Annotated in this window: 26 protein-coding genes; 21 read left to right on the top strand and 5 right to left on the bottom strand. The window is 68.8% G+C overall.

All coding sequences use genetic code 11. The features are described 5' to 3' along the window. The first annotated feature begins 168 nt into the window (after nt 1–168). The 16 genes from rpsH to truA all read left to right on the top strand — a co-directional run bounded on the left by rpsH (nt 169) and on the right by truA (nt 11,065). Nucleotides 169–567 carry a 30S ribosomal protein S8 gene (rpsH, locus tag ABT070_RS10860; protein ID WP_028807312.1) on the top strand — a complete coding sequence of 133 codons (399 nt, stop codon included), beginning with the start codon at nt 169–171 and terminating at the stop codon, nt 565–567. Between the two features lie 24 nt (nt 568–591). Further along, complete coding sequence (gene rplF, locus ABT070_RS10865) at nt 592–1,131, top strand: 50S ribosomal protein L6 (RefSeq protein WP_171398928.1); 540 nt, start codon at nt 592–594, stop codon at nt 1,129–1,131. Between the two features lie 3 nt (nt 1,132–1,134). Continuing rightward, the gene (gene rplR, locus ABT070_RS10870) at nt 1,135–1,518 is read left to right on the top strand and encodes a 50S ribosomal protein L18 (protein ID WP_020132625.1); all 384 of its coding nucleotides are present in this window, start codon (nt 1,135–1,137) and stop codon (nt 1,516–1,518) included. Nucleotides 1,519–1,582: 64 nt separating this feature from the next. Next, on the top strand, nt 1,583–2,188 hold the full coding sequence (rpsE, locus tag ABT070_RS10875; RefSeq protein WP_171398929.1) for a 30S ribosomal protein S5: 606 nt from the start codon (nt 1,583–1,585) through the stop codon (nt 2,186–2,188). Then, nucleotides 2,188–2,370, top strand: a complete 183-nt coding sequence (gene rpmD / locus ABT070_RS10880) for a 50S ribosomal protein L30 (protein WP_005313525.1) — start codon at nt 2,188–2,190, stop codon at nt 2,368–2,370. The genes rpsE and rpmD overlap by 1 nt, the downstream gene beginning before the upstream one ends. A gap of 2 nt (nt 2,371–2,372) precedes the next feature. Beyond that, nucleotides 2,373–2,828: a 50S ribosomal protein L15 gene (rplO, locus tag ABT070_RS10885; protein ID WP_351757729.1), complete on the top strand. Its 456-nt coding sequence runs from the start codon at nt 2,373–2,375 to the stop codon at nt 2,826–2,828. Nucleotides 2,829–3,085: 257 nt separating this feature from the next. Beyond that, entirely contained in the window at nt 3,086–4,399 is a 1,314-nt protein-coding gene (secY, locus tag ABT070_RS10890) for a preprotein translocase subunit SecY (protein ID WP_020132622.1), read from the top strand. Further along, nucleotides 4,399–5,061 (top strand): adenylate kinase, encoded by a 663-nt coding sequence (locus tag ABT070_RS10895; RefSeq protein ID WP_351757732.1) that lies wholly within the window; start codon nt 4,399–4,401, stop codon nt 5,059–5,061. Before secY ends, ABT070_RS10895 begins: the two co-directional genes overlap by 1 nt. A 105-nt stretch (nt 5,062–5,166) precedes the next feature. Further along, nucleotides 5,167–6,003: a type I methionyl aminopeptidase gene (map, locus tag ABT070_RS10900; protein WP_351757735.1), complete on the top strand. Its 837-nt coding sequence runs from the start codon at nt 5,167–5,169 to the stop codon at nt 6,001–6,003. Between the two features lie 750 nt (nt 6,004–6,753). Next, nucleotides 6,754–6,975: a translation initiation factor IF-1 gene (gene infA / locus ABT070_RS10905; protein WP_003948620.1), complete on the top strand. Its 222-nt coding sequence runs from the start codon at nt 6,754–6,756 to the stop codon at nt 6,973–6,975. A 71-nt stretch (nt 6,976–7,046) separates the two neighbouring features. Next, nucleotides 7,047–7,160: a 50S ribosomal protein L36 gene (gene rpmJ, locus ABT070_RS10910; protein WP_003998809.1), complete on the top strand. Its 114-nt coding sequence runs from the start codon at nt 7,047–7,049 to the stop codon at nt 7,158–7,160. Between the two features lie 231 nt (nt 7,161–7,391). Next, complete coding sequence (gene rpsM / locus ABT070_RS10915; RefSeq protein WP_057584669.1) at nt 7,392–7,772, top strand: 30S ribosomal protein S13; 381 nt, start codon at nt 7,392–7,394, stop codon at nt 7,770–7,772. A 65-nt stretch (nt 7,773–7,837) separates the two neighbouring features. Continuing rightward, nucleotides 7,838–8,242 (top strand): 30S ribosomal protein S11, encoded by a 405-nt coding sequence (gene rpsK, locus ABT070_RS10920; protein ID WP_010354218.1) that lies wholly within the window; start codon nt 7,838–7,840, stop codon nt 8,240–8,242. Nucleotides 8,243–8,417: 175 nt separating this feature from the next. Then, nucleotides 8,418–9,440: a DNA-directed RNA polymerase subunit alpha gene (locus tag ABT070_RS10925; protein ID WP_062640332.1), complete on the top strand. Its 1,023-nt coding sequence runs from the start codon at nt 8,418–8,420 to the stop codon at nt 9,438–9,440. Between the two features lie 142 nt (nt 9,441–9,582). After that, nucleotides 9,583–10,095, top strand: coding sequence for a 50S ribosomal protein L17 (gene rplQ / locus ABT070_RS10930; RefSeq protein WP_351757739.1), 513 nt, complete (start codon nt 9,583–9,585; stop codon nt 10,093–10,095). A gap of 112 nt (nt 10,096–10,207) precedes the next feature. Next, nucleotides 10,208–11,065 carry a tRNA pseudouridine(38-40) synthase TruA gene (gene truA, locus ABT070_RS10935; protein WP_351757742.1) on the top strand — a complete coding sequence of 286 codons (858 nt, stop codon included), beginning with the start codon at nt 10,208–10,210 and terminating at the stop codon, nt 11,063–11,065. A gap of 28 nt (nt 11,066–11,093) precedes the next feature. On the opposite strand, the gene ABT070_RS10940 is transcribed toward truA, so the two are convergent. Continuing rightward, a complete protein-coding gene (locus ABT070_RS10940) occupies nt 11,094–11,972 on the bottom strand; it encodes a hypothetical protein (RefSeq protein WP_351757745.1) in 879 nt (292 codons plus the stop codon). Between the two features lie 439 nt (nt 11,973–12,411). On the opposite strand from ABT070_RS10940, the gene rplM reads away from it, so the two are divergent. The 3 genes from rplM to glmM all read left to right on the top strand — a co-directional run bounded on the left by rplM (nt 12,412) and on the right by glmM (nt 15,049). Continuing rightward, entirely contained in the window at nt 12,412–12,855 is a 444-nt protein-coding gene (gene rplM, locus ABT070_RS10945; RefSeq protein WP_020132189.1) for a 50S ribosomal protein L13, read from the top strand. 41 nt (nt 12,856–12,896) lie between these two features. Next, nucleotides 12,897–13,418: a 30S ribosomal protein S9 gene (gene rpsI, locus ABT070_RS10950; protein ID WP_081553202.1), complete on the top strand. Its 522-nt coding sequence runs from the start codon at nt 12,897–12,899 to the stop codon at nt 13,416–13,418. Nucleotides 13,419–13,690: 272 nt separating this feature from the next. After that, nucleotides 13,691–15,049, top strand: coding sequence for a phosphoglucosamine mutase (gene glmM / locus ABT070_RS10955; RefSeq protein WP_351757748.1), 1,359 nt, complete (start codon nt 13,691–13,693; stop codon nt 15,047–15,049). A gap of 78 nt (nt 15,050–15,127) precedes the next feature. Here glmM and ABT070_RS10960 read toward each other — a convergent pair whose 3' ends face one another. Both ABT070_RS10960 and coaA read right to left on the bottom strand, forming a co-directional pair. Continuing rightward, a complete protein-coding gene (locus ABT070_RS10960) occupies nt 15,128–16,066 on the bottom strand; it encodes a DUF389 domain-containing protein (RefSeq protein ID WP_351757751.1) in 939 nt (312 codons plus the stop codon). Between the two features lie 16 nt (nt 16,067–16,082). Beyond that, nucleotides 16,083–17,051 carry a type I pantothenate kinase gene (gene coaA, locus ABT070_RS10965; RefSeq protein ID WP_351757753.1) on the bottom strand — a complete coding sequence of 323 codons (969 nt, stop codon included), beginning with the start codon at nt 17,049–17,051 and terminating at the stop codon, nt 16,083–16,085. 162 nt (nt 17,052–17,213) lie between these two features. Between coaA and glmS the strand changes: the two genes are divergently transcribed. Further along, nucleotides 17,214–19,061 (top strand): glutamine--fructose-6-phosphate transaminase (isomerizing), encoded by a 1,848-nt coding sequence (glmS, locus tag ABT070_RS10970; protein WP_351757756.1) that lies wholly within the window; start codon nt 17,214–17,216, stop codon nt 19,059–19,061. Nucleotides 19,062–19,232: 171 nt separating this feature from the next. Here glmS and ABT070_RS10975 read toward each other — a convergent pair whose 3' ends face one another. Both ABT070_RS10975 and ABT070_RS10980 read right to left on the bottom strand, forming a co-directional pair. Beyond that, a complete protein-coding gene (locus ABT070_RS10975; protein ID WP_351757759.1) occupies nt 19,233–20,978 on the bottom strand; it encodes a M16 family metallopeptidase in 1,746 nt (581 codons plus the stop codon). After that, nucleotides 20,975–21,964 (bottom strand): hypothetical protein, encoded by a 990-nt coding sequence (locus ABT070_RS10980; protein WP_351757761.1) that lies wholly within the window; start codon nt 21,962–21,964, stop codon nt 20,975–20,977. The genes ABT070_RS10975 and ABT070_RS10980 overlap by 4 nt, the downstream gene beginning before the upstream one ends. Nucleotides 21,965–22,150: 186 nt before the next feature. Between ABT070_RS10980 and ABT070_RS10985 the strand changes: the two genes are divergently transcribed. Beyond that, nucleotides 22,151–22,522, top strand: coding sequence for a holo-ACP synthase (locus ABT070_RS10985; protein WP_351757763.1), 372 nt, complete (start codon nt 22,151–22,153; stop codon nt 22,520–22,522). Nucleotides 22,523–22,571 lie beyond the last annotated feature (49 nt).

Here is a 22,571-nt window from a genome sequence, read left to right on the forward strand (position 1 = left end):
GTCAGGTGCCCACCTCTTCATGGCTTAGGCTTGGAGGGTTGGGCACCTGATGGTCGCCCGTACGACTTACTACGCCGTAGGTCCACCGCGCCGCACCCGCCCCGTCTCGGATCGGGGAGAGGGATGGCGCAACAGGAAACCCCGGCGAGAGAGGCCACAGGCCAATTCATGACCATGACTGATCCGATCGCAGACATGCTGACGCGTCTGCGGAACGCGAACTCGGCGTACCACGATTCCGTGACGATGCCGGCGTCCAAGATCAAGTCTCACATCGCGGAGATCCTCCAGCAGGAGGGCTTCATCACGGGCTGGAAGGTCGAGGACGCCGAGGTCGGCAAGGACCTCACCCTCGAGCTCAAGTTCGGCCCGAACCGCGAGCGCTCCATTGCGGGCATCAAGCGGATCTCCAAGCCCGGTCTCCGGGTTTACGCGAAGTCCACCTCCCTGCCCAAGGTGCTGGGCGGCCTCGGCGTGGCGATCATCTCCACGTCGCACGGTCTCCTCACCGACAAGCAGGCCGGCAAGAAGGGCGTAGGCGGAGAAGTTCTCGCCTACGTCTGGTAGCGGAAGGGAACGGAGGAAACAGCTATGTCGCGCATTGGCAAGCTCCCCATCACGGTTCCCGCCGGCGTGGACGTCACCATCGACGGCCAGACGGTTGCGGTCAAGGGCCCCAAGGGCACGCTGACCCACACCGTCGTTGCGCCGATCGAGATCGCCAAGGGTGAGGACGGCGTTCTGAACGTCACCCGCCCCAACGACGAGCGTCAGAGCAAGGCCCTGCACGGCCTGTCCCGCACGCTGGTGGCGAACATGATCACCGGCGTGACCCAGGGTTACGTGAAGAAGCTCGAGATCAGTGGTGTCGGTTACCGCGTGACCGCGAAGGGCTCGAACCTCGAGTTCGCGCTCGGTTACAGCCACCCGATCACCGTCGAGGCCCCCGAGGGAATCTCCTTCAAGGTCGAGAACCCCACCCGGTTCTCGGTCGAGGGCATCGACAAGCAGAAGGTCGGCGAGGTTGCGGCCAACATCCGCAAGCTGCGCAAGCCCGACCCGTACAAGGCCAAGGGCGTCAAGTACGAGGGCGAAGTCATCCGCCGCAAGGTCGGAAAGGCGGGTAAGTAAGCCATGGCATACGGACAGAAGATCCTCAAGGGCGACGCTTACAAGCGTGCCGCGATCAAGCGTCGCCACATCCGGATCCGTAAGCACATCTCGGGTACGGCTGAGCGTCCGCGTCTCGTCGTGACGCGCTCCAACCGCCACATCGTGGCCCAGGTCATCGACGACATCAAGGGTCACACCCTGGCGTCGGCGTCGACCCTGGACACGACGATCCGCGGCGGCGAGGGCGACAAGTCCGCGCAGGCCAAGTCGGTCGGCGCCCTGGTCGCCGAGCGCGCCAAGGCCGCCGGAGTCGAGGCTGTCGTGTTCGACCGTGGTGGCAATCAGTACGCCGGGCGCATCGCCGCCCTGGCGGACGCCGCCCGCGAAGCCGGACTCAAGTTCTGAGTCGCCCGTCGCGCTAGCGACCTAGGTCGCTGCGTAGCTAGCGGAAAAAGAGAGAGGTAATCCAATGGCTGGACCCCAGCGCCGCGGGAGCGGTGCCGGTGGCGGCGAGCGGCGGGACCGGAAGGGCCGTGACGGTGGCGCCAGCGCTGCCGAGAAGACCGCGTACGTTGAGCGCGTCGTCGCGATCAACCGCGTCGCCAAGGTTGTGAAGGGTGGTCGTCGCTTCAGCTTCACCGCGCTGGTCGTGGTGGGCGATGGTGACGGCACCGTCGGTGTCGGTTACGGCAAGGCCAAGGAGGTGCCGGCCGCGATCGCCAAGGGTGTTGAAGAGGCCAAGAAGCACTTCTTCAAGGTCCCGCGTATCCAGGGCACCATCCCGCACCCGATCACGGGCGAGAAGGCCGCGGGCGTCGTCCTGCTCAAGCCTGCTTCCCCCGGTACCGGCGTCATCGCCGGTGGCCCGGTGCGTGCAGTGCTCGAGTGCGCCGGCGTTCACGACATCCTGTCGAAGTCGCTCGGCTCGTCGAACGCGATCAACATCGTGCACGCGACCGTGGAGGCCCTCAAGGGCCTGCAGCGTCCCGAGGAGATCGCGGCTCGCCGTGGTCTGCCCCTCGAGGACGTCGCTCCCGCGGCTCTGCTTCGTGCGCGTGCCGGGGCTGGTGCGTAATGGCCCGCCTCAAGATCACGCAGACGAAGTCGTACATCGGTAGCAAGCAGAACCACCGTGACACTCTGCGTTCGCTCGGGCTCAAGCGCCTGAACGACGTGGTCGTCAAGGAGGACCGCCCCGAGTTCCGCGGAATGGTGCACACCGTCCGCCACCTCGTGACGGTTGAGGAGGTCGACTGATCATGGCGGAGAACAACCCGCTCAAGATCCACAACCTCCGTCCCGCCCCGGGCGCCAAGACCGCCAAGACCCGTGTTGGTCGTGGTGAGGCGTCGAAGGGTAAGACGGCCGGTCGTGGTACCAAGGGCACGAAGGCCCGTTACCAGGTTCCGGAGCGCTTCGAGGGTGGGCAGATGCCCCTCCACATGCGTCTTCCGAAGCTCAAGGGCTTCAGGAACCCGTTCAAGACCGAGTTCCAGGTCGTGAACCTCGAGAAGCTGGCCGCGCTGTACCCGGAGGGTGGCGAGGTCACCGTCGAGGGTCTCGTCGCCAAGGGTGCCGTTCGCAAGAACAGCCTCGTCAAGGTCCTCGGCCAGGGCGAGATCTCCGTGGCGCTGCAGGTGACGGTCGACGCCGTCTCCGGCTCCGCCAAGGAGAAGATCACCGCCGCCGGCGGTACCGTCACCGAGCTCGTCTGAACACCACAGGCGTCTCGATGACCTGAGCGATCCCGACCGGGGATACCCCACATATGGGGTATCCCCGGTTGGTCGTTCCTACGGCGGTACTCTCGCCGGTAAGGTGACCTGCACTGCCCACTTTCACAAGATGCTTCCCATGGGGCACCTTGAGAGGCAGTCGACCGTTACACAAGTCGTTGTCGTTGTCGTTGTTCTTATTGGACCCTCAAGACCGTCACCCTTGACGCAGATGCGCGGGGGTCGCAGGAGGCACCGTGCTCACCGCGTTCGCCCGGGCGTTCAGGACGCCCGACCTGCGCAAGAAGCTGCTCTTCACGCTCGCCATCATCGTGATCTACCGGCTCGGAACGCATATTCCGATTCCCGGTGTCGACTACACGTCCGTTCAGCGGTGCGTGGACGAGGCGTCCGGCAACCAGGGCCTCTTCGGTCTGGTGAACATGTTCAGCGGCGGCGCGCTGCTCCAGATCACCATCTTCGCGCTGGGCATCATGCCGTACATCACGGCGAGCATCATTCTTCAGCTGCTGACCGTGGTGATCCCGCGTCTGGAAGCCCTCAAGAAGGAGGGCCAGGCCGGCACCGCGAAGATCACGCAGTACACCCGCTACCTGACGGTGGCGCTCGCGATTCTTCAGGGCACCGGCCTGGTGGCCACCGCCCGCAGCGGCGCCCTGTTCTCCGGTTGCACGGTCGCCTCGAGCATCGTCCCGGACCGCGCGATCTTCACCACCATCGTCATGGTCATCTGCATGACCGCCGGTACGGCCATGGTCATGTGGCTCGGTGAGCTCATCACCGACCGCGGTATCGGCAACGGCATGTCGATCCTGATGTTCATCTCGATCGCCGCGACCTTCCCCTCGGCCCTGTGGGCCATCAAGAAGCAGGGCACGCTCGCGGGCGGCTGGATCGAGTTCGGCACCGTCATCCTGGTCGGCCTGGTCATGGTCGGTCTGGTGGTCTTCGTCGAGCAGGCTCAGCGCCGTATCCCCGTGCAGTACGCGAAGCGCATGATCGGCCGCCGGTCCTACGGCGGTACCTCGACGTACATCCCGCTCAAGGTGAACCAGGCCGGTGTGATCCCGGTCATCTTCGCCTCGTCGCTGCTCTACATCCCGGCTCTCGTCGCCCAGTTCTCCAGCGGAACCTCCACCTGGAAGACCTGGATCGAGACCAACCTGACCAAGGGTGACCACCCGATCTACATCAGCATGTACTTCTTGCTGATCGTTTTCTTCGCGTTCTTCTACGTGGCTATCTCCTTCAACCCCGAGGAAGTAGCCGACAACATGAAGAAGTATGGTGGCTTCATCCCGGGCATCCGGGCTGGCCGACCGACCGCTGAGTACCTCTCCTACGTACTCAACCGGATCACCTGGCCGGGTTCGCTGTATCTGGGTCTGATCGCTCTTGTACCGACGATGGCGTTGGTTGGCTTCGGGGCAAGCCAGAACTTCCCGTTCGGTGGTACCAGCATCCTGATCATCGTGGGTGTCGGTCTCGAGACGGTGAAGCAAATCGAGAGCCAGCTCCAGCAGCGCAATTACGAAGGGTTCCTCCGCTGATGCGTATCGTCCTCGTCGGGCCGCCGGGCGCCGGAAAGGGAACGCAGGCCACACGTCTGGCCGAGAAGCTCCGCGTTCCTCACATCTCCACGGGCGACCTGTTCCGCGCCAACATCAGCCAGCAGACGGAGCTCGGGAAACTCGCGAAGTCCTACATGGACGCCGGCAACCTCGTCCCCGACGAGGTCACCATCGCCATGGCCAAGGACCGTATGGAGCAGCCGGACGCCGAGCGCGGCTTCCTGCTGGACGGTTTCCCGCGCAACGTCTCGCAGGCCGAGGCACTGGACGAGCTGCTCACCCTCGAGGGCATCAAGCTGGACGCGGTACTGGACCTGGAGGCCCCGGAGGAGGAGGTCGTCAAGCGGATCGCCGGTCGGCGCATCTGCCGCAACGACTCCGCGCACGTCTTCCACGTGACGTACAAGAAGGCCGCCGCGGAAGGCGTCTGTGACGTCTGCGGCGGCGAGCTGTACCAGCGGGACGACGACTCCGAGGAGACGGTCCGCACCCGGCTCGAGGTCTACCACACGCAGACCGAGCCGATCATCGACTACTACAAGGCGCAGGGCCTGGTCGTGACCATCGAGGCCATGGGCCCGGTGGAAGAGGTCACCGCCCGTGCGCTGGCCGCACTGAAGCGTGAGGGCGACGACCAGTAGTCGTCGCTCCCCGTACGGCCGTGGAGTCCCTCCGGACACCACGGCCGTACTGTTGTGTGCATACGTAACCCGACCGACCTGAGTGACGGAGAGCGCAGGCCCCCCATGGTGCAGATCAAGAGCCCCGAGCAGATCGCCAAGATGCGTGCGGCGGGGCTGGTCGTCGCCGCCATCCACGCGGCCACGCGTGAAGCGGCGGTGCCGGGGGCGACGACCAAGGATCTCGACGACGTCGCCCGCAAGGTCCTCGCGGAGAACGGCGCGAAGTCGAACTTCCTCGGCTACGGCGGCTTCCCCGCGACGATCTGCACCTCGGTGAACGACGTGGTGGTGCACGGCATCCCCTCCGACGAGGTCGTCCTCAAGGACGGCGACGTCATCTCCATCGACTGCGGCGCGATCGTCGACGGCTGGCACGGCGACGCGGCGTACACGGCGTTCGTCGGCTCGGGGCACGCTCCGGAGCTGATCGAGCTGTCGCGGGTCACCGAGGAGTCGATGTGGGCCGGCATCGCCGCCATGAAGGCGGGCGGCCGGCTGGTCGACGTCTCCCGCGCGATCGAGACGTACATCCGCCGTCAGCCCAAGCCGGGCGGCGGCCGCTACGGCATCATCGAGGACTACGGCGGCCACGGCATCGGCACCGAGATGCACATGGACCCCCATCTGCTGAACTACGTCGACCGCAGGCGGGGCAAGGGGCCGAAGCTGGTTCCCGGCTTCTGCCTGGCCATCGAGCCGATGGTGTCCCTGGGGACCCCGCGCACCGAGGTCCTCGAGGACGACTGGACCGTGATCACCACCGACGGCACCTGGTCCTCGCACTGGGAGCACTCCGTCGCGCTGACCGAGGCGGGTCCGCTGGTGCTGACGGCTCCCGACGGGGGCAGGGCGAAGCTGGCGGAGCACGGCGTCACGGCGGCGCCGGACCCGCTGGGCTGAGGGTTTCTCCGGGGCGCGCCGTGGGGTTTCCCGCCCCCGCCGCCCCTTCCCATTCCCGCCCCCGGACCCCCACTCGGCTCCGCCCCGGGGGCAGCCGCCCCCGCCCGGACCCCGCCGCTGGAGACTGCCGTCCCCCGGCCCCCGGTTTCGCCCGGCTCGCTGGGGGCTGCCGCCCCCGTACCCCCGCGTCGGTCCCCTTGCTGGGGGGCTGCCGGGCCCCGCTTCGGCCTCCGCCCGAGTGCTCGGGGGCTGCCGCCACCCGGTCCTTGCTTCGGCCCCGCCGCCGAGGGCTGCCGGCGCCGGGTCCTCGCTTCGGTCCCGCGGCTGGTGTCTGCCGGGCCCAGGCCCTCGCTTATGCCTCGTGGCTGAGGGCCGGCACTCTCACACGCTCGCTTCGGTCCCCTCGCCGGGGGCTGCCGGGTCCCCGCATGGGGCCGCCCCCGGGATGCGGGGTGCTGCCCTCTGGCCCTCGCTTCGGCAGTCGTCCTCGGGGTGGCGATCCGGCGTCCCAGGGCCTCGGGTCGGCCTTCGGTTTCGGGGCTTGAGGGGTCTTGGCCTTGTGTGTCGGACGGGCTGGGTGGGGGCATGTGCTGCTTAAGGATCTCCTTGCTGGGGCAGACTTCTCGATTCGTCTTTCGGCGGGGCCTGACGTAGACTGACTCGTCGGCTCTCGTGCACCCGCATGTCTGCATGCACCCGTAAGGGATACGCAGGGGAGTCGATCAAGGTAGTCGATTCGAAGGGCGAAGCGTGGCCAAGAAGCAAGGTGCCATCGAGATCGAGGGCACTGTCGTCGAGTCTCTTCCGAACGCCATGTTCAAGGTCGAGCTCCAGAACGGCCACCAGGTTCTGGCACACATCAGCGGCAAGATGCGTATGCACTACATCCGTATCCTCCCTGACGACCGGGTCGTGGTGGAGTTGTCTCCGTACGACCTGACGCGTGGCCGGATCGTCTACCGCTACAAGTAGATCTTGCCCAGGCCCTGTGCGCGGTTCGCGTGCGGGGTTGCCGGCAACTGACCCGGAGAACCTCACATCCCATGAAGGTCAAGCCGAGCGTCAAGAAGATCTGCGACAAGTGCAGGGTGATCCGCCGTCACGGTCGGGTCATGGTCATTTGCGAGAACCCGCGCCACAAGCAGCGCCAGGGCTGATCGCTTAAAGATCACACCCTCTGCATCGACATCGCAGAGACTTCGCGCGACGCGAGCAGTGTTTGTTCATACGTAGAGCCCAGGCGGTTTCTCCCGTCTGATACCCCCGGCTCGGAGGCCGGGGACCCATTCGTACCTAATCCTCGGCCGCGCTCTTTGAGCGGCACGGGGAGGCCGGCGAATGGGAGTCGGTTCTGCGGAAGACCTCCGAAGATCAACTGGAGCCATTGAATGGCACGCGTTTCCGGTGTCGACATCCCGCGCGAAAAGCGTGTGGAGGTCGCCCTCACCTACGTGTTCGGCATCGGCCGGACCCTCTCCCAGGAGACGCTGGCAGCGACCGGCGTCGACCCGAACACCCGCGTTCGCGACCTCTCCGAGGAGCAGCTCGTCGCGATCCGCGAGTACGTGGACGCCAACATCAAGACCGAGGGTGACCTCCGTCGCGAGGTCCAGGCCGACATCCGCCGCAAGGTCGAGATCGGCTGCTACCAGGGTCTCCGTCACCGTCGTGGTCTGCCTGTCCGCGGTCAGCGCACCAGCACGAACGCTCGTACCCGCAAGGGCCCGCGTCGCGCCATCGCCGGCAAGAAGAAGCCGGGCAAGAAGTAGTCCTCAGCGGACGCTCATCAGCGGTCTTCGCTGTAGGACCGACCACCTCCCGTAGGAGTTATTAGATGCCCCCCAAGGGACGTCAGGGCGCTGCCAAGAAGGTGCGCCGCAAGGAAAAGAAGAACGTCGCGCATGGCCAGGCGCACATCAAGAGCACGTTCAACAACACGATCGTGTCCATCACGGACCCGGCCGGAAACGTGATCTCGTGGGCCTCCGCCGGCCACGTCGGTTTCAAGGGCTCGCGCAAGTCCACGCCGTTCGCCGCGCAGATGGCCGCCGAGTCGGCTGCCCGTCGCGCGCAGGAGCACGGCATGCGCAAGGTCGACGTCTTCGTCAAGGGCCCGGGCGCCGGTCGTGAGACCGCCATCCGCTCGCTCCAGGCGACGGGCCTCGAGGTCGGCTCCATCCAGGACGTCACCCCGACCCCGCACAACGGCTGCCGTCCGCCGAAGCGTCGTCGCGTCTGACGCACCGGCTCACGTCGGCTGGACACGGCCGCGTGTCGGACTGAGGCTTTCGGGCGGTACGGCTCCGTAAAGGGGCCGTATCGCCCGTACCCTTGCAGTACCCGTGCGGTGAGTGCGCACGGTTCCGTCGGACGTCAAATAGCGGGCGTCCACGAAAGAAGGATCTGATCGCCACATGCTGATCGCTCAGCGTCCCTCGTTGACCGAAGAGGTCGTCGACGAGTTCCGCTCCCGGTTCGTGATCGAGCCGCTGGAGCCGGGCTTCGGTTACACCCTCGGCAACTCCCTCCGCCGGACCCTCCTGTCCTCGATCCCGGGTGCGGCGGTCACGTCCATCCGTATCGACGGCGTGCTGCACGAGTTCACCACCGTGCCGGGCGTCAAGGAGGACGTCACCGACCTGATCCTCAACATCAAGCAGCTGGTCGTCTCGTCCGAGCACGACGAGCCGGTCGTGATGTACCTGCGCAAGCAGGGCCCGGGTCTGGTCACCGCCGCCGACATCGCGCCCCCGGCCGGTGTCGAGGTGCACAACCCCGACCTCGTCCTCGCCACGCTCAACGGCAAGGGCAAGCTGGAGATGGAGCTGACCGTCGAGCGCGGTCGCGGTTACGTCTCCGCAGTCCAGAACAAGCAGGTGGGCCAGGAGATCGGGCGCGTCCCGGTCGACTCCATCTACTCGCCGGTGCTGAAGGTCACGTACAAGGTCGAGGCGACGCGTGTCGAGCAGCGCACCGACTTCGACAAGCTGATCGTCGACGTCGAGACCAAGCAGGCGATGCGTCCCCGTGACGCCATGGCCTCCGCGGGCAAGACGCTGGTCGAGCTGTTCGGTCTCGCCCGCGAGCTGAACATCGACGCCGAGGGCATCGACATGGGCCCGTCCCCCACGGACGCCGCCCTCGCCGCTGATCTCGCCCTGCCGATCGAGGAGCTCGAGCTCACCGTTCGGTCGTACAACTGCCTCAAGCGCGAGGGCATCCACTCCGTGGGTGAGCTCGTGGCTCGTTCCGAGGCCGACCTGCTGGACATCCGCAACTTCGGTGCGAAGTCCATCGACGAGGTCAAGGCGAAGCTGGCCGGCATGGGCCTCGCGCTCAAGGACAGCCCGCCCGGATTCGACCCGACCGCCGCTGCCGACGCCTTCGGCGCCGACGACGACGCGGACGCCGGGTTCGTCGAGACCGAGCAGTACTAGTCGCACCGCTCCGCGCCCCTTCGGGGGCGCGGATCCTCCAGGCGCCTCGAAAGAGGGGTCTGGATCTTCGACGGGCGTCCGCCCGCTCGGATACTGACCCCGGTACCTGATACGGCCGGGGCAGACACCTAGGAGAAACATCATGCCGAAGCCCACCAAGGGTGCCCGTCTGGGCGGCAGCGCCGCGCACGAGAAGCTGCTCCTCGCGAACCTCGCGAAGTCGCTTTTCGAGCACGGCCGCATCACCACCACCGAGGCGAAGGCGCGCAAGCTGCGTCCGTACGCCGAGCGTCTGGTCACCAAGGCGAAGAAGGGCGACCTTCACAACCGCCGTCAGGTGCTCCAGGTGATCACGGACAAGAGCATCGTGCACACGCTCTTCACCGAGATCGGCCCGCGCTACGAGAACCGCCCGGGTGGCTACACCCGCATCACCAAGATCGGTAACCGTCGTGGCGACAACGCGCCCATGGCTGTCATCGAGCTGGTCGAGGCGCTGACCGTCGCGCAGCAGGCCACTGGTGAGGCCGAGGCCGCCACCAAGCGTGCGGTCAAGGAAGACAGCCTCAAGAAGGACGAGGCCGTCGAGGACGCCAAGCCCGCCGACGCGGCTCCGGCCGACGAGGCTCCGGCCGAGGAGTCCAAGGACGCCTGAGGCACCGCCTCGCAGTGGACGGGTCCGCCCTTCGGGGGCGGGCCCGTTCCGCGTTTTCCAAGGTGTGCGCGGAGGCGTTCTCCTAAGGTCGCAGGCTGGAGAGGATCCAGGAGTGAGTGACGAAGTACAGCCCGGGTTCGTACGGGTGCGGATGGATCTCTCGTACGACGGGAGCGGGTTCTCCGGGTGGGCCAAGCAGGCCGGCGGACGGCGGACCGTGCAGGGGGACATCGAGGACGCCCTGCGGACCGTGACCCGGTCGGGGGAGACCACGTACGAGCTGACCGTGGCCGGGCGGACGGACGCCGGTGTGCACGCGCGCGGGCAGGTGGCGCACGTCGATCTCCCGGAGGACCTCTGGGCCGAGCACCGGGAGAAGCTGCTCAAGCGGCTCGCCGGGCGGCTCGCCAAGGATGTGCGGATCTGGTCCCTCACCGAGGCGCCCGACGGGTTCAACGCGCGGTTCTCGGCGATCTGGCGCCGGTACGCGTACCGGGTCACCGACAACCCGGGAGGCGTCGACCCCCTGCTGCGCAGCCATGTCCTCTGGCACGACTGGCCGCTCGACGTCGACGCCATGAACGAGGCCGCCCGGCGGCTGCTGGGCGAGCACGACTTCGCCGCCTACTGCAAGCGGCGGGAGGGGGCGACGACCATTCGTACGCTCCAGGAGCTGAGCCTGGTGCGCGACGAGGACGGGGTCGTCACCGCGACCGTCCGGGCCGACGCCTTCTGCCGCAACATGGTGCGTTCGCTGATCGGGGCGCTGCTGTTCGTGGGCGACGGGCACCGGGGGGCGGAGTGGCCCGGGAAGGTGCTGGCCGCGGGCGTACGGGACTCGGCCGTGCATGTCGTGCGGCCGCACGGGCTGACGCTGGAGGAGGTCGGCTACCCGGCCGACGAGCTGCTCGCCGCACGCAACAAGGAGGCGCGCAACAGGCGGACGCTGCCCGGAGCCGGGTGCTGCTGAGCTCCCGGCCCCGCGTCGGCGTCCGCGGTCAGTTCGCGGCCGCCGCCGCCGACGCCTGGGCTTCGCCGCGCTGGCGGATCCGCTGGAAGGCGAACTCCGCGAGGTCGTCGCCCGCGGTGAAGATCGCCGTGTCCTTCGTGGTCACGTCCTTGCCGTCCGTGAAGCCGGTGATGGTGAAGTAGGCGTACCGGCCGTAGGAGTTGGTCGTGGAGCGGCAGATCGCGCCGTCGCAGAAGGCCTTGACGTCGCCGCCGGTGAGGGCCTTCACGATGCTCTTCTTGTCGGCCTGGCTCTTGACCTTGAGGGCCTGGGCCTCGGTGTCGAAGACCGCCACACCGACCGTGACCGCGATATTGCCCTTGGTGTAGGTGATGCGCATGAGGCGCGTGCAGTCGTTGGCGGTGAGCACCTGGGCCAGGGTGCCCTGGACCCCCGTGGTGCAGGTGGTGCTGTCGGCCTTGGGGCCCTTCTTGTACACGGCCGAGCCCATGGTCAGCTGCGTGCCGGGGAAGAGGAGGTCCGGCCCGTTGGGGGCGGTGTCCTTGGCCTTGCTGGCGACGAATTCCTTCGGGTTCAGCGGGGGCGGGGCGCTGGTCGGTGCGAAGGAGGGGGTGGTGGACGCGCTCGGCAGGCCGGCGCTCGCGGGCAGCGAGGAGGTTGGCTTGTTCGCCTCGTTGCTGCCGTTCGCCGACACCACGGCCATGGCCACGGCGGTGCCGATGGCGAGCGTGGCGAGCGCGCCGCCGCCTATGAAGAGCAGCCGACGGCGTTTGTTGCGCGTCTCGGACGCCTCCGCCAGCGCGGCCCAGTCCGGGGTCGGGCCGTCATCGCCGCTGGTCCACGGCTGCTGGGAGTTCGGTTTCCACGGATCCCACTGGGACTGAGGTCCCCCCTGCCCATAGCTCATGGGCCGCATCTTAGACGGGGAGCGGGGGATGCTGTTCCGCCTCAACCGGCGCTGAAGTGCCCGGTGTTCCCGGCGCGAGTGCGGGCAAACGTGACATCTCCGGGTGGTTGGTGCGGCATATTCGCAGGCCGGCGCCGGTAGTGTGGCGCAGGCCACTCCGGGAGGGGGTTTCCGACGACGGCTTCCGGTAGGCTGACATGCTCACGTGTGATCGGGTGACAGGCCCCGTTTTGACCCGGCACCCGAGACGCGGGTATCCTGCATCTTCGTTGTGTATTGGCTTGCTCTTCTCACGGGACGGGCCCTTACACCGGTCCACCGGGCCGATGACCAGCGACCAGCACGCGGTATGCGTCACCGCAGTGCGGTCTCGGCTGTCGTGATCGTCTTCGGTGACCTTGTCAGGACCAATTCACTGAAGAAGCGAAGGCTACGAACCGTGCGTACGTACAGCCCCAAGCCCGGCGATGTGACGCGCCAGTGGCACGTCATCGACGCTCAGGACATCGTCCTGGGCCGTCTCGCCACCACTGCCGCGTCCCTCCTCCGGGGCAAGCACAAGCCGATCTACGCGCCCCACGTCGACACCGGTGACTTCGTCATCATCATCAACGCCGACAAGGTGCACCTCTCCGGCAACAAGCGGACCCAGAAGATGGCGTACCGCCACTCCGGGTACCCGGGCGGTCTGCGCTCCGTGCGCTACGACGACCTCCTCGCGAACAACCCCGAGAAGGCCGTCGAGAAGGCCGTCAAGGGCATGCTCCCCAAGAACACGCTGGGCCGTCAGATGCTCTCGAAGCTGAAGGTCTACAAGGGTGACGTGCACCCGCACGCGGCTCAGCAGCCCGTGCCGTTCGAGATCACCCAGGTCGCGCAGTAATTCCGGCCACACCCCCTAGCTGAAAAGAACTGAGGAGAACCGTGGCCGAGACCACTGCCGAGCAGCCGCTCGAAGAGACCGAGCTCGTCGACATCGAGAGCTACACCACCGAGTCCGAGGTCCCCGTCGAGGGTGAGTACACCTCGGAGTCCCTCGCGTCCCGCTTCGGCGAGCCCCAGCCGGCCGCCGGCCTGGGCCGTCGCAAGAACGCCATCGCCCGCGTCCGGATCGTTCCGGGCACCGGCAAGTGGAAGATCAACGGTCGCACCCTCGAGGACTACTTCCCGAACAAGGTGCACCAGCAGGAAGTCAACGAGCCCTTCAAGGTGCTCGAGCTCGAAGGCCGCTACGACGTCATCGCCCGTATCTCGGGTGGCGGTGTCTCCGGTCAGGCCGGTGCGCTCCGTCTCGGTGTCGCCCGCGCGCTGAACGAGGCCGACGTCGACAACAACCGCGGCGCCCTCAAGAAGGCCGGCTTCCTCACGCGTGACGACCGCGCGGTCGAGCGCAAGAAGGCCGGTCTCAAGAAGGCCCGCAAGGCCCCGCAGTACAGCAAGCGCTAAGCTTCGCTGCCTGCTCGTACGTATTACGGGTCGGGCCCGTGCGGTTCGCTCGTACGTACTCCGAACGCCCCGGCGGCACGCCACAGTGTCGCCGGGGCGTTCGTTTTCTCGCAGCCGTGGGCGTATAACGGCACAAGGTGCTCAAAGGCTTGTGTGATCGGATGTTCAGGGCATCCAATGCCTGGACGCGGAGCCGCCGTGGACCGACTGACCGGTCGATCGTCCGACGCACCCGCACGGCTTTTGAAACTGACGCTTCCTCAGGAGGACAAGTGGGACGACTCTTCGGCACGGACGGCGTGCGCGGTGTCGCCAACGCGGATCTGACGGCGGAGATGGCGCTCGGCCTGTCCGTCGCGGCGGCGCATGTGCTGGCCGAGGCGGGCACGTTCGAGGGTCACCGGCCGGTGGCAGTCGTCGGACGGGACCCGCGCGCGTCCGGGGAGTTCCTGGAGGCCGCCGTGGTGGCGGGCCTGGCGAGCGCCGGCGTGGACGTGCTGAAGGTCGGCGTGCTGCCGACGCCCGCTGTCGCCTATCTCACCGGTGTCCTGGGCGCCGACCTCGGCGTGATGCTCTCCGCCAGCCACAACGCGATGCCCGACAACGGCATCAAGTTCTTCGCCCGCGGCGGCCACAAGCTCGCCGACGAGCTCGAGGGCAGGATCGAGTCCGTCTTCGAGGAGCACCGCACCGGCGCGCCCTGGAGCCGGCCGACCGGCAGCGGCGTCGGACGCGTGCGGTCGTACGACGAGGGGTTCGACCGCTACGTCGCGCATCTCATCGCCGTGCTTCCCAACCGGCTGGACGGGCTGCGGATCGTTCTCGACGAGGCGCACGGTGCCGCCGCCCGGGTGTCGCCGGAGGCGTTCACGCGCGCCGGCGCCGAGATCGTGACCATCGGGGCCGAGCCGAACGGGCTCAACATCAACGACGGGTGCGGGTCCACGCACCTGGACAAGCTGAAGGCCGCGGTCATCGAGCACGGGGCCGACTTCGGCATCGCGCACGACGGGGACGCCGACCGGTGCCTGGCCGTGGACCACACGGGTGACGAGATCGACGGGGACCAGATCCTCGCCGTGCTCGCGCTGGCCATGCGGGAGCGGGGTGCGCTGCGGTCCGACACCGTTGTCGCGACCGTCATGTCCAACCTCGGCTTCAAGCTGGCCATGGAGCGGGAGGGGATCCAGCTCGTGCAGGCCGCCGTCGGCGACCGGTATGTGCTGGAGGAGATGAAGGAGCACGGATACGCGCTCGGGGGCGAGCAGTCCGGGCACGTGATCATCCTCGACCACGCGACGACCGGAGACGGCACGCTGACGGGGCTGATGCTGGCGGCTCGCGTCGCCGAGAGCGGGCGTTCGCTGCGGGAGCTGGCCTCCGTGATGGAGCGGCTGCCGCAGGTGCTGATCAATGTGCCCGACGTCGACAGGTCGCGGGTCTCGGAGTCGGCCGAGCTGGCGACGGCCGTCGGCGAGGCGGAGCGGGAACTCGGCGCCACCGGGCGGGTGTTGCTCCGGCCTTCCGGGACCGAGCCGCTCGTGCGCGTGATGGTCGAGGCCGCGGACATCGACCAGGCCCGGTCCGTCGCCGGGCGGCTGGCGGACGTGGTGAAGTCGGCCCTGGGTTAAGCGCCGGGTTCGGGGCGGGGGTTCCGTGCCTCGCGGGCCGCGGGTGCTTCGTGGCCTGTCGCGCGGTTCCCCGCGCCCCTAGGCGGTCCGCTTCGTCCGGCGTTGTCTGGCCCAGAGGTACTTCTGGGCCAGCAGGGTCAGCGTGCCCGCCATGATGATGCCGAGCAGGTTCAGCAGGAGTTGGGCTGTCGAGCCCCAGGTCTGTTCCATGTCGCCGTAGCTGAGGGCCACTGCGGCGTTGGCGGCTGCCGGGACGGTCGTGACCGAGATGGCCACGCCGACGAGGGCGCCGGACTTCGCCGAGGTCAGGGAGAGGGTGCCGGCGGCGCCCGCGAGGACGGCCACGATGAACGAGAAGGCGTCGGGGGCGTAGACGAACCCGGTCTGGGGGCGGTCGGCCTCCAACTGTTCCTTGCTGAACAGGTCGATCGCGTCCATGAAGAGGCTGAAGCCCACCGTCACCGCCATCGCCACGGCGAAGCCGACCAGCAGGGCGATCAGCGAGCGCAGGGCCAGGCGGGGAGCCCGCTGCACGATCGACGTGCAGATGCCGGCCAGGGGGCCGAACTCCGGGCCCACGGCCATCGCGCCCACGATCAGCACCGCGTTGTCGAGCACCACACCGCAGGCCGCGATCACCGTGGCGAGGGTGATGAACGCGAGGTAGGTGACGGAGAGCGTCGACTCCTCGTGGGTGGAGTCGGTGAGGTGCTCCCACAGGACCGCGTCGGCGCCTTCCCCCGGCGCCTGTGCCTCGGCCTTGTCGGCGCGCAGGGAGAGCGACAGGTCGATGTTCTCCACGGCGATCGAGCCGGTCTCGTCGAGGCCCAACTCCTGTAGTCCGGTGAGGAGTTCGTCGCCCGCCTCGCGTGCCACGTCGCACATCACGACATCGCCGGCCGGGTTGCGGGCCGCCCCCGGCACCACCACGAGGTGGGTGGTGCCGACGGTGTTCTCGATCAGGGCGACCACGTCGTCGGTGCTGCCCGACGGGGTGATCAGACGCAGGTGCAGCATGCAGGCAGGGTAGCCGTCAGAGTTTGCGCAGGCTCAGGCGCTGGACCTTGTGGTCCTGGCCCTTGCGGACCACCAGGGTGGCCCGGCCCCGGGTGGGTGCGATGTTCTCCACCAGGTTGGGCTTGTTGATGGTGCGCCAGAGGGTGCGGGCGTAGTCGACGGCCTCGTCCTCGGAGACCTGCGTGTACTTCCTGAAGAACGAGTCCGGGTTCTGGAAGGCCGTCTGACGGAGCTTCTTGAACCGGTTGAGGTACCAGCGTTCGATGTCCTCGGCGCTCGCGTCGACGTACACGCTGAAGTCGAAGTAGTCCGCGAGGCCGACCCGGGTGCGGCCGTCCTTGCCGGGGAGGGCCGGCTGAAGGACGTTCAGGCCCTCGACGATGAGGATGTCGGGGCGGCGGACGGTGAGCTTGCGGTCCGGGACGATGTCGTAGATCAGGTGGGAGTAGACGGGCGCGGTGACCTCGCCCTTGCCCGCCTTGATGTCGGCCACGAAGCGGGTCAGCGCACGGCGGTCGTAGGACTCGGGGAAGCCCTTGCGGGACATCAGGCCGCGGGCCTCCAGTTCCCTGGTGGGGAGCAGGAACCCGTCCGTGGTGACGAGCTCCACGCGGGGGTGTTCCGGCCAGCGGGACAGCAGGGCCTGGAGGAGCCGGGCGACCGTCGACTTGCCGACCGCCACCGAGCCCGCGACGCCTATCACGAACGGGGTGCCGGACTGCGAGCCCTGTTCGCCGAGGAAGGTGTTCAGGGCGCCGCGCAGGCCGTCGGTGGCGCCCACGTAGAGGTTGAGGAGGCGGGACAGCGGGAGGTAGATGTCACGTACCTCGTCGAGGTCGATGACGTCACCGAGGCCGCGCAGCTTCTCGACCTCCTCGGCGGTCAGCGGCAGCGGAGTCTTCTCGCGCAGCGCGCTCCACTCGGAGCGGGTGAGGTCGACGTAGGGAGTCGCCTCCGGCCTGTGCCGGTGGGCGCTCCGGGGCATCGGGGAGACCGGAGAGATCACAGTCCATTGTTAACGGAGTTTGAACAGGATGGCGGGTGGGGTCCGTCACGCCCGATCGAGGCCGCGTACACCCGTGGGAATTTCCGAAATCGGGCACGCGGAGGCTCTTTCCGGGCGCGGTTCGGCCGTAGGCTGCCGCGCATGTGCGGAATCGTGGGATACGTGGGGTCTCAGTCGGCGCTTGAGGTCGTCATGGCCGGACTGAGGCGGCTGGAGTACCGGGGCTACGACTCGGCCGGGGTGGCCGTTCTGGCGGACGGGGGGCTCGCCGCCGCGAGAAAGGCGGGCAAGCTCGTCAACCTGGAGAAGGAGCTGGCGGCCCGGCCCCTGCCGACCGGGACGACGGGCATCGGGCACACCCGGTGGGCCACGCACGGCGGGCCGACGGACGCCAACGCGCATCCGCACCTCGACAACGCCGGGCGGGTCGCCGTGGTCCACAACGGGATCATCGAGAACTTCGCGCTGCTGCGGGCCGAACTGGCCGAGCGGGGGCACGAGCTGCTCTCCGACACCGACACCGAGGTCGTGGCCCATCTGCTCGCCGAGGAGTTCTCGGTGACGGCCGATCTCGCCGAGGCCATGCGGCTGGTGTGCCGGCGGCTGGAGGGGGCGTTCACGCTGGTCGCGGCGCATGCCGACGAGCCGGACGTGGTGGTCGGCGCGCGCCGGAACTCGCCGCTCGTGGTGGGCGTCGGGGAGGGCGAGGCCTTTCTCGCCTCGGACGTCGCCGCGTTCATCGCGCACACCCGGTCGGCGATCGAACTGGGTCAGGACCAGGTCGTCGAGCTGCGGCGGGACGGTGTGACGGTGACCGGCTTCGACGGGCGTCCGGCGGACGTCCGGTCGTACCACGTCGACTGGGACGCCTCGGCCGCGGAGAAGGGCGGCTACGACTACTTCATGCTCAAGGAGATCGCCGAGCAGCCCAAGGCGGTCGCCGACACCCTGCTCGGCCGCATCGACGCCTCCGGTGCGCTGTCGCTCGACGAGGTGCGGATCCCGGCCTCCGAGCTGCGGGAGGTCGACAAGGTCGTCATCGTCGCCTGCGGTACGGCCTTCCACGCGGGCCTCATCGCCAAGTACGCCATCGAGCACTGGACGCGGATCCCGTGCGAGGTGGAGCTGGCCAGCGAGTTCCGCTACCGGGACCCGATCCTCGACTCGCGGTCGCTGGTCATCGCCATCTCCCAGTCCGGGGAGACGATGGACACGCTCATGGCGCTGCGGCACGCGCGGGAGCAGGGGTCGAAGGTGCTGGCGATCTGCAACACCAACGGGTCGACGATCCCCCGGGAGTCGGACGCGGTGCTGTACACGCACGCCGGGCCGGAGGTGGCCGTCGCCTCGACCAAGGCGTTCCTGACGCAGTTGGTGGCCTGCTATCTCGTCGCGCTGTATCTCGGCCAGGTCCGCGGCACCAAGTGGGGCGACGAGATCCGGGCCGTCATCCGCGACCTCGCGCAGATCTCCGGCGCCGTCGAGCGGGTGCTGGAGACCATGGGACCGGTACGGGAGCTGGCACGCTCCCTCGCCCACAAGGACACCGTGCTGTTCCTCGGGCGGCACGTCGGGTATCCCGTCGCGCTGGAGGGCGCCCTGAAGCTGAAGGAGCTCGCCTACATGCACGCGGAGGGGTTCGCCGCGGGTGAGCTGAAGCACGGGCCGATCGCGCTCATCGAGGAGGACCTGCCGGTCGTCGTCGTGGTGCCGTCGCCTCGCGGGCGGTCCGTCCTGCACGACAAGATCGTGTCCAACATCCAGGAGATCCGGGCCCGGGGGGCGCGGACGATCGTGATCGCCGAGGAGGGGGACGAGACGGTGGTGCCGTACGCCGACCATCTCGTGCGGATCCCGGTCACGCCGGTGCTGCTGTCGCCGCTCGTCGCGACGGTTCCCTTGCAGGTGTTCGCGTGTGAGTTGGCCACTGCGCGAGGCAACGAGGTGGATCAGCCTCGTAACCTCGCGAAGTCGGTGACGGTGGAGTGAGGCGGTTCTGAGCGGGGGCGCCTGAGCGGGGGCGCCTGAGGGGGTGGGGCTAGTTGCCGCGCGTGGGCGCGGGTGCGTCGTGGCCGGTCGCGCAGTTCCCCACGCCTCCTGGGGGGGGGGAGGGCTGGACCGTCCGCGACGGCCCCCGCCCTCCCCCCCCAGGGGCGCTGGTCAGCTTCGGACGCGTTGCCTTCTGGCCGCGTAGACCTTCCAGGTCGCGAAGAGCAGGGGGAGTTCCAGGATCCAGACGCCGACGACCGCGTCCCACTCCGGGGCGGTGGCCGAGGCCTCGTCGGCGGTGATGACCGCGCACAGCAGGCCCCACGCCGCCGCGAGCAGGCCGACGAGCCAGAGCGCGGTGGTCCAGCCCCAGGTGGAGCGGCCCTTGCCGGAGGGCCGCTTGCGCGGCTGCGGGATGCGGTCGGGCTCGCGGGCCGGCATCCGGACCACGGCCTGTGCCGGCACGGCCGCGTCCAGTGCGGCCGTGCGTTCCGGCGTCACCCCTCGGAACAGGGTGGGCTCCACGGTGACCGAGAAGCCGTCGTGTCCGGTCAGGGTGCGCGCGCCGTCGGGGCGGGTGGTCATCGCCGAGCAGGCGTCGTAGCGGACGCTGACCGGGCCCCTCGGGGTCAGCAGGCTCACGCCCTCGGCGCCGATGACCAGGGTGACCTCGTCGTCCTCCAGGGACTGGTGCCGGGTGCCGGTCACGGCGGCCTGCGAGTGCTGCGGGGCGAGGGTGAGGCCCGCCCATTCGACGCCCCGGCCCGGTACCTGCAGAAGCGCGTTGTCCCATGCCTCCCGGGCGACCTCGCGCAGGTCGTCCGTCGTCACCGCGTTCAGCTCGGCCCGGTGCTGATCGGGGGTGAGGATCCGGTGCCCGAGCAGCAGGCTCAGCGCGTACGAGGGGAGCGCGGCCGCCGCGAGGTCGGGAGTGTCGTACATCTTGAGGAGTTTGGTGCGGACGGAGTCCAGTTCGGACTGCTCGATGCGGCCCGCGCGCAGCCGGGCGAATGTGTCGACGAAGCCGCCGACGACCGCGTCCTGCTTCTGCGGGAGGGAGTCGGCGTGGGCGGTGAGAGTGGCGAAGTCGGCGTCGCGCTGGGCGTAGTCCGCCTCCGCGGAGTAGGAGTAGCCGCCCTCCTGGCGCAGGTCCTGGAAGAGGGCCCGGCCGAGGACGTCCGCGAAGACGCTGGCCGCGGTGGAACGGCGGAGCACCGAGGTGAGGACGACATGGCCGTCGTCGCCGCTGGTGAACGCGGGGGTGGTGGGCAGGGCGCTGGTCGCGGCCGGAGCGGGGAAGCGGGAGCCCTGCGGGAGAGTGAGGTCCAGGCCGTCGGGGACCTGGTCGCTGGTGATCCACAGCACCGCGTTGTCCCTGGTGAAGCGGGTCTCGGCCCAGTGGCGCACCTGGTCCGGGGTCAGGCTCCAGGTGCCGAGCTCGTTGTAGCTGGACAGGCCGTAGCCCTGGGCGCCGTACCGCCACAGCGGCATCTGGTGCTGGGGGCCGCCGCCGCGGCCGGCCGCCTCCGTGCGCAGGATCTCCTTCTCGGTCTCCAGCCGCTCCATCGGCAGGTCCCGCAGCCCCGCGCACACGCTGTTGAGGTACTCGACGACCTCCTCCTCGCTGCCGGTGACGTGGAAGAGGGTGTACGCGTTCGCCGTCGCGCCGTTGTAGTGCAGATCGGACAGGCCGAGGCGGTGCAGGGCGAGGTGTTCGACGAGGTGGGTGAGGCCGGCGGTGGCCAGGGTCTCGTCGGCGCGGCCCACCCGGAAGAAGAGACCGGCGGTGATCTCGTTGCCGGAGGCGGGGGCGTAGAGAGTGGGGATGTGCTGCGTGGTGGTGTGCGAGACGATGCCGGCGAGCGCGGCGATGCCGGCGCGGTCGTCGGCATCGTGCGTGTGCAGGTCGGTGGTCATCGGTTGCCGCCTCCTCGGGATTCCAGCGCGGCCTTGCGGGACTTGAGGAACGCGGACTTCTTGTCGGGTATGTAGTGCCACGGGGACTCGGTCGCGCGGTCGCCGAGGAAGGCGAAGTGCGGTGCCGCGTACTCCCAGTGGTTGCCGAGCGTGAAGGCGAACGCGAACGCGTTGTGCGCGCCGAGCGAGTTCCAGTCGGGCCGGTGGGCCGGGTGCAGCACGGACACCTGGGCGGCGTTGCGCAGGTCGTCGCGGACCGACGGGCCCCGCATGTAGGCCGCGTCCTCGCCCCCGGACAGGTCCAGCCAGCGCTCGATGTGGGCGAGGGCGACCAGGGCGCCGGAGTGGGAGCCGTCGGGGGCCGCGGTCGCGCATTCGCGGGCGAAGCCGTGCGCCGCCTCCCAGGAACCGCCCCACTTCGGGCACAGCTGCTGGAGCAGCTGGACCTGCGCGCGGTAGTGGTGCGGATGGTGGGCGGAGAGACGGTCGTAGCGGCGCCGTGCCTCGGCCTGCCCCAGCTCGAGTCCGCGCGCGGTCGTCAGCCGGGCGGTCCAGGCGGGCGCGTACGAGGGGTGCTCGGCGCAGATCTCGATCAGCAGCCGCTCGGCCCTGCGCAGCCAGTCGTGGAACTGGGCGAACTGGTCCCGCGAGACGTGCTGGGCGCGGGCGCCGCTGCGGATGTCCCAGCCGATGTAGACGTAGCGCTCGGCGAGCAGCGTGCGCGGCAGCGGGTCGCCGGGCGATTCGGCCGCCGCCCGCTCCAGGAAGTTCTCGACGCCGGGGATGTCGGCGAGGAGGCCGGCGGCGGAAGCCAGCTTGTCGACCGAGTCGAGGCCCGTGAAGAAGTCCCGGACGGCCGGCCAGTGCCCGGCCTGCGCGGCGGTGCGCAGCGGGATCAGCTCGGGTGTGTTGTCGTACGGATCGAAGGTCGGTCCCCAGGCGTTCGTGGGTCCGCCGCCGGGCATGCCGTTGGTGGTGCTGGTCATTCCTCCGCCCCCTGGCGTAGCTGTCCGCGGCGCGCGGGCTGGCCCCCCAGGGCGCGCGGCGGGTTCTTCACCGATGTGACCGGAATGCCGTCCGATGTGATGCGGCGTCATCCGGTGCGGTCCGGCTTGATCAAGTCGCCGCAGGCTAGCAGCAGGTGGTGACGGTCCGGCCGTAGGGTGCTCGGCATGAGCATCATCGGGGTCGGTATCGACGTGGCCGAGATCGAGCGGTTCGCGGCGTCGCTGGAACGGACGCCCGGGCTGGCCCAGCGGCTTTTCCTGGAGAGCGAACTGCTGCTGCCGAGCGGGGAGCGCCGGGGTGCCGCCTCGCTGGCGGCCCGGTTCGCCGCGAAGGAGGCTCTGGCCAAGGCACTGGGGGCGCCGGCCGGGTTGCTGTGGACGGACGCGGAGGTCTACGTGGAGGAGAGCGGGCGGCCTCGGCTGCGGGTACGGGGGAGCGTCGCCGCGCGGGCGGCCGAACTGGGCGTCCGGAGCTGGCATCTGTCGTTGAGCCATGACGCGGGGGTCGCCTCGGCGGTGGTGGTGGCCGAAGGGTGAGCCGCGGGGCGGGCCGTGGTGCGGGCTGTGGGGGCGGGCTGTGGGGTGA

The sequence above is a fragment of the Streptomyces sp. NPDC002884 genome (genome assembly GCF_040295245.1).
Classification (GTDB): domain Bacteria; phylum Actinomycetota; class Actinomycetes; order Streptomycetales; family Streptomycetaceae; genus Streptomyces.

Excerpts from the sequence above, each read along its gene's own strand:
- rpmJ (WP_003998809.1), top strand. The coding sequence starts at position 7,047 with ATGAAGGTCAAGCCGAGCGTCAAGAAGATCTGCGACAAGTGCAGGGTG.
- ABT070_RS10925 (WP_062640332.1), top strand. The coding sequence starts at position 8,418 with ATGCTGATCGCTCAGCGTCCCTCGTTGACCGAAGAGGTCGTCGACGAG.
- ABT070_RS10980 (WP_351757761.1), bottom strand. The coding sequence starts at position 21,964 with ATGACCAGCACCACCAACGGCATGCCCGGCGGCGGACCCACGAACGCC.
- rplR (WP_020132625.1), top strand. The coding sequence starts at position 1,135 with ATGGCATACGGACAGAAGATCCTCAAGGGCGACGCTTACAAGCGTGCC.
- rpsE (WP_171398929.1), top strand. The coding sequence starts at position 1,583 with ATGGCTGGACCCCAGCGCCGCGGGAGCGGTGCCGGTGGCGGCGAGCGG.
- ABT070_RS10975 (WP_351757759.1), bottom strand. The coding sequence starts at position 20,978 with ATGACCACCGACCTGCACACGCACGATGCCGACGACCGCGCCGGCATC.
- rpmD (WP_005313525.1), top strand. The coding sequence starts at position 2,188 with ATGGCCCGCCTCAAGATCACGCAGACGAAGTCGTACATCGGTAGCAAG.
- ABT070_RS10985 (WP_351757763.1), top strand. The coding sequence starts at position 22,151 with ATGAGCATCATCGGGGTCGGTATCGACGTGGCCGAGATCGAGCGGTTC.
- rplF (WP_171398928.1), top strand. The coding sequence starts at position 592 with ATGTCGCGCATTGGCAAGCTCCCCATCACGGTTCCCGCCGGCGTGGAC.
- ABT070_RS10960 (WP_351757751.1), bottom strand. The coding sequence starts at position 16,066 with ATGCTGCACCTGCGTCTGATCACCCCGTCGGGCAGCACCGACGACGTG.
- glmS (WP_351757756.1), top strand. The coding sequence starts at position 17,214 with ATGTGCGGAATCGTGGGATACGTGGGGTCTCAGTCGGCGCTTGAGGTC.
- ABT070_RS10895 (WP_351757732.1), top strand. The coding sequence starts at position 4,399 with ATGCGTATCGTCCTCGTCGGGCCGCCGGGCGCCGGAAAGGGAACGCAG.
- rpsM (WP_057584669.1), top strand. The coding sequence starts at position 7,392 with ATGGCACGCGTTTCCGGTGTCGACATCCCGCGCGAAAAGCGTGTGGAG.
- rpsH (WP_028807312.1), top strand. The coding sequence starts at position 169 with ATGACCATGACTGATCCGATCGCAGACATGCTGACGCGTCTGCGGAAC.
- ABT070_RS10940 (WP_351757745.1), bottom strand. The coding sequence starts at position 11,972 with ATGAGCTATGGGCAGGGGGGACCTCAGTCCCAGTGGGATCCGTGGAAA.
- coaA (WP_351757753.1), bottom strand. The coding sequence starts at position 17,051 with ATGCCCCGGAGCGCCCACCGGCACAGGCCGGAGGCGACTCCCTACGTC.
- rplQ (WP_351757739.1), top strand. The coding sequence starts at position 9,583 with ATGCCGAAGCCCACCAAGGGTGCCCGTCTGGGCGGCAGCGCCGCGCAC.
- rplO (WP_351757729.1), top strand. The coding sequence starts at position 2,373 with ATGGCGGAGAACAACCCGCTCAAGATCCACAACCTCCGTCCCGCCCCG.
- rpsK (WP_010354218.1), top strand. The coding sequence starts at position 7,838 with ATGCCCCCCAAGGGACGTCAGGGCGCTGCCAAGAAGGTGCGCCGCAAG.
- map (WP_351757735.1), top strand. The coding sequence starts at position 5,167 with ATGGTGCAGATCAAGAGCCCCGAGCAGATCGCCAAGATGCGTGCGGCG.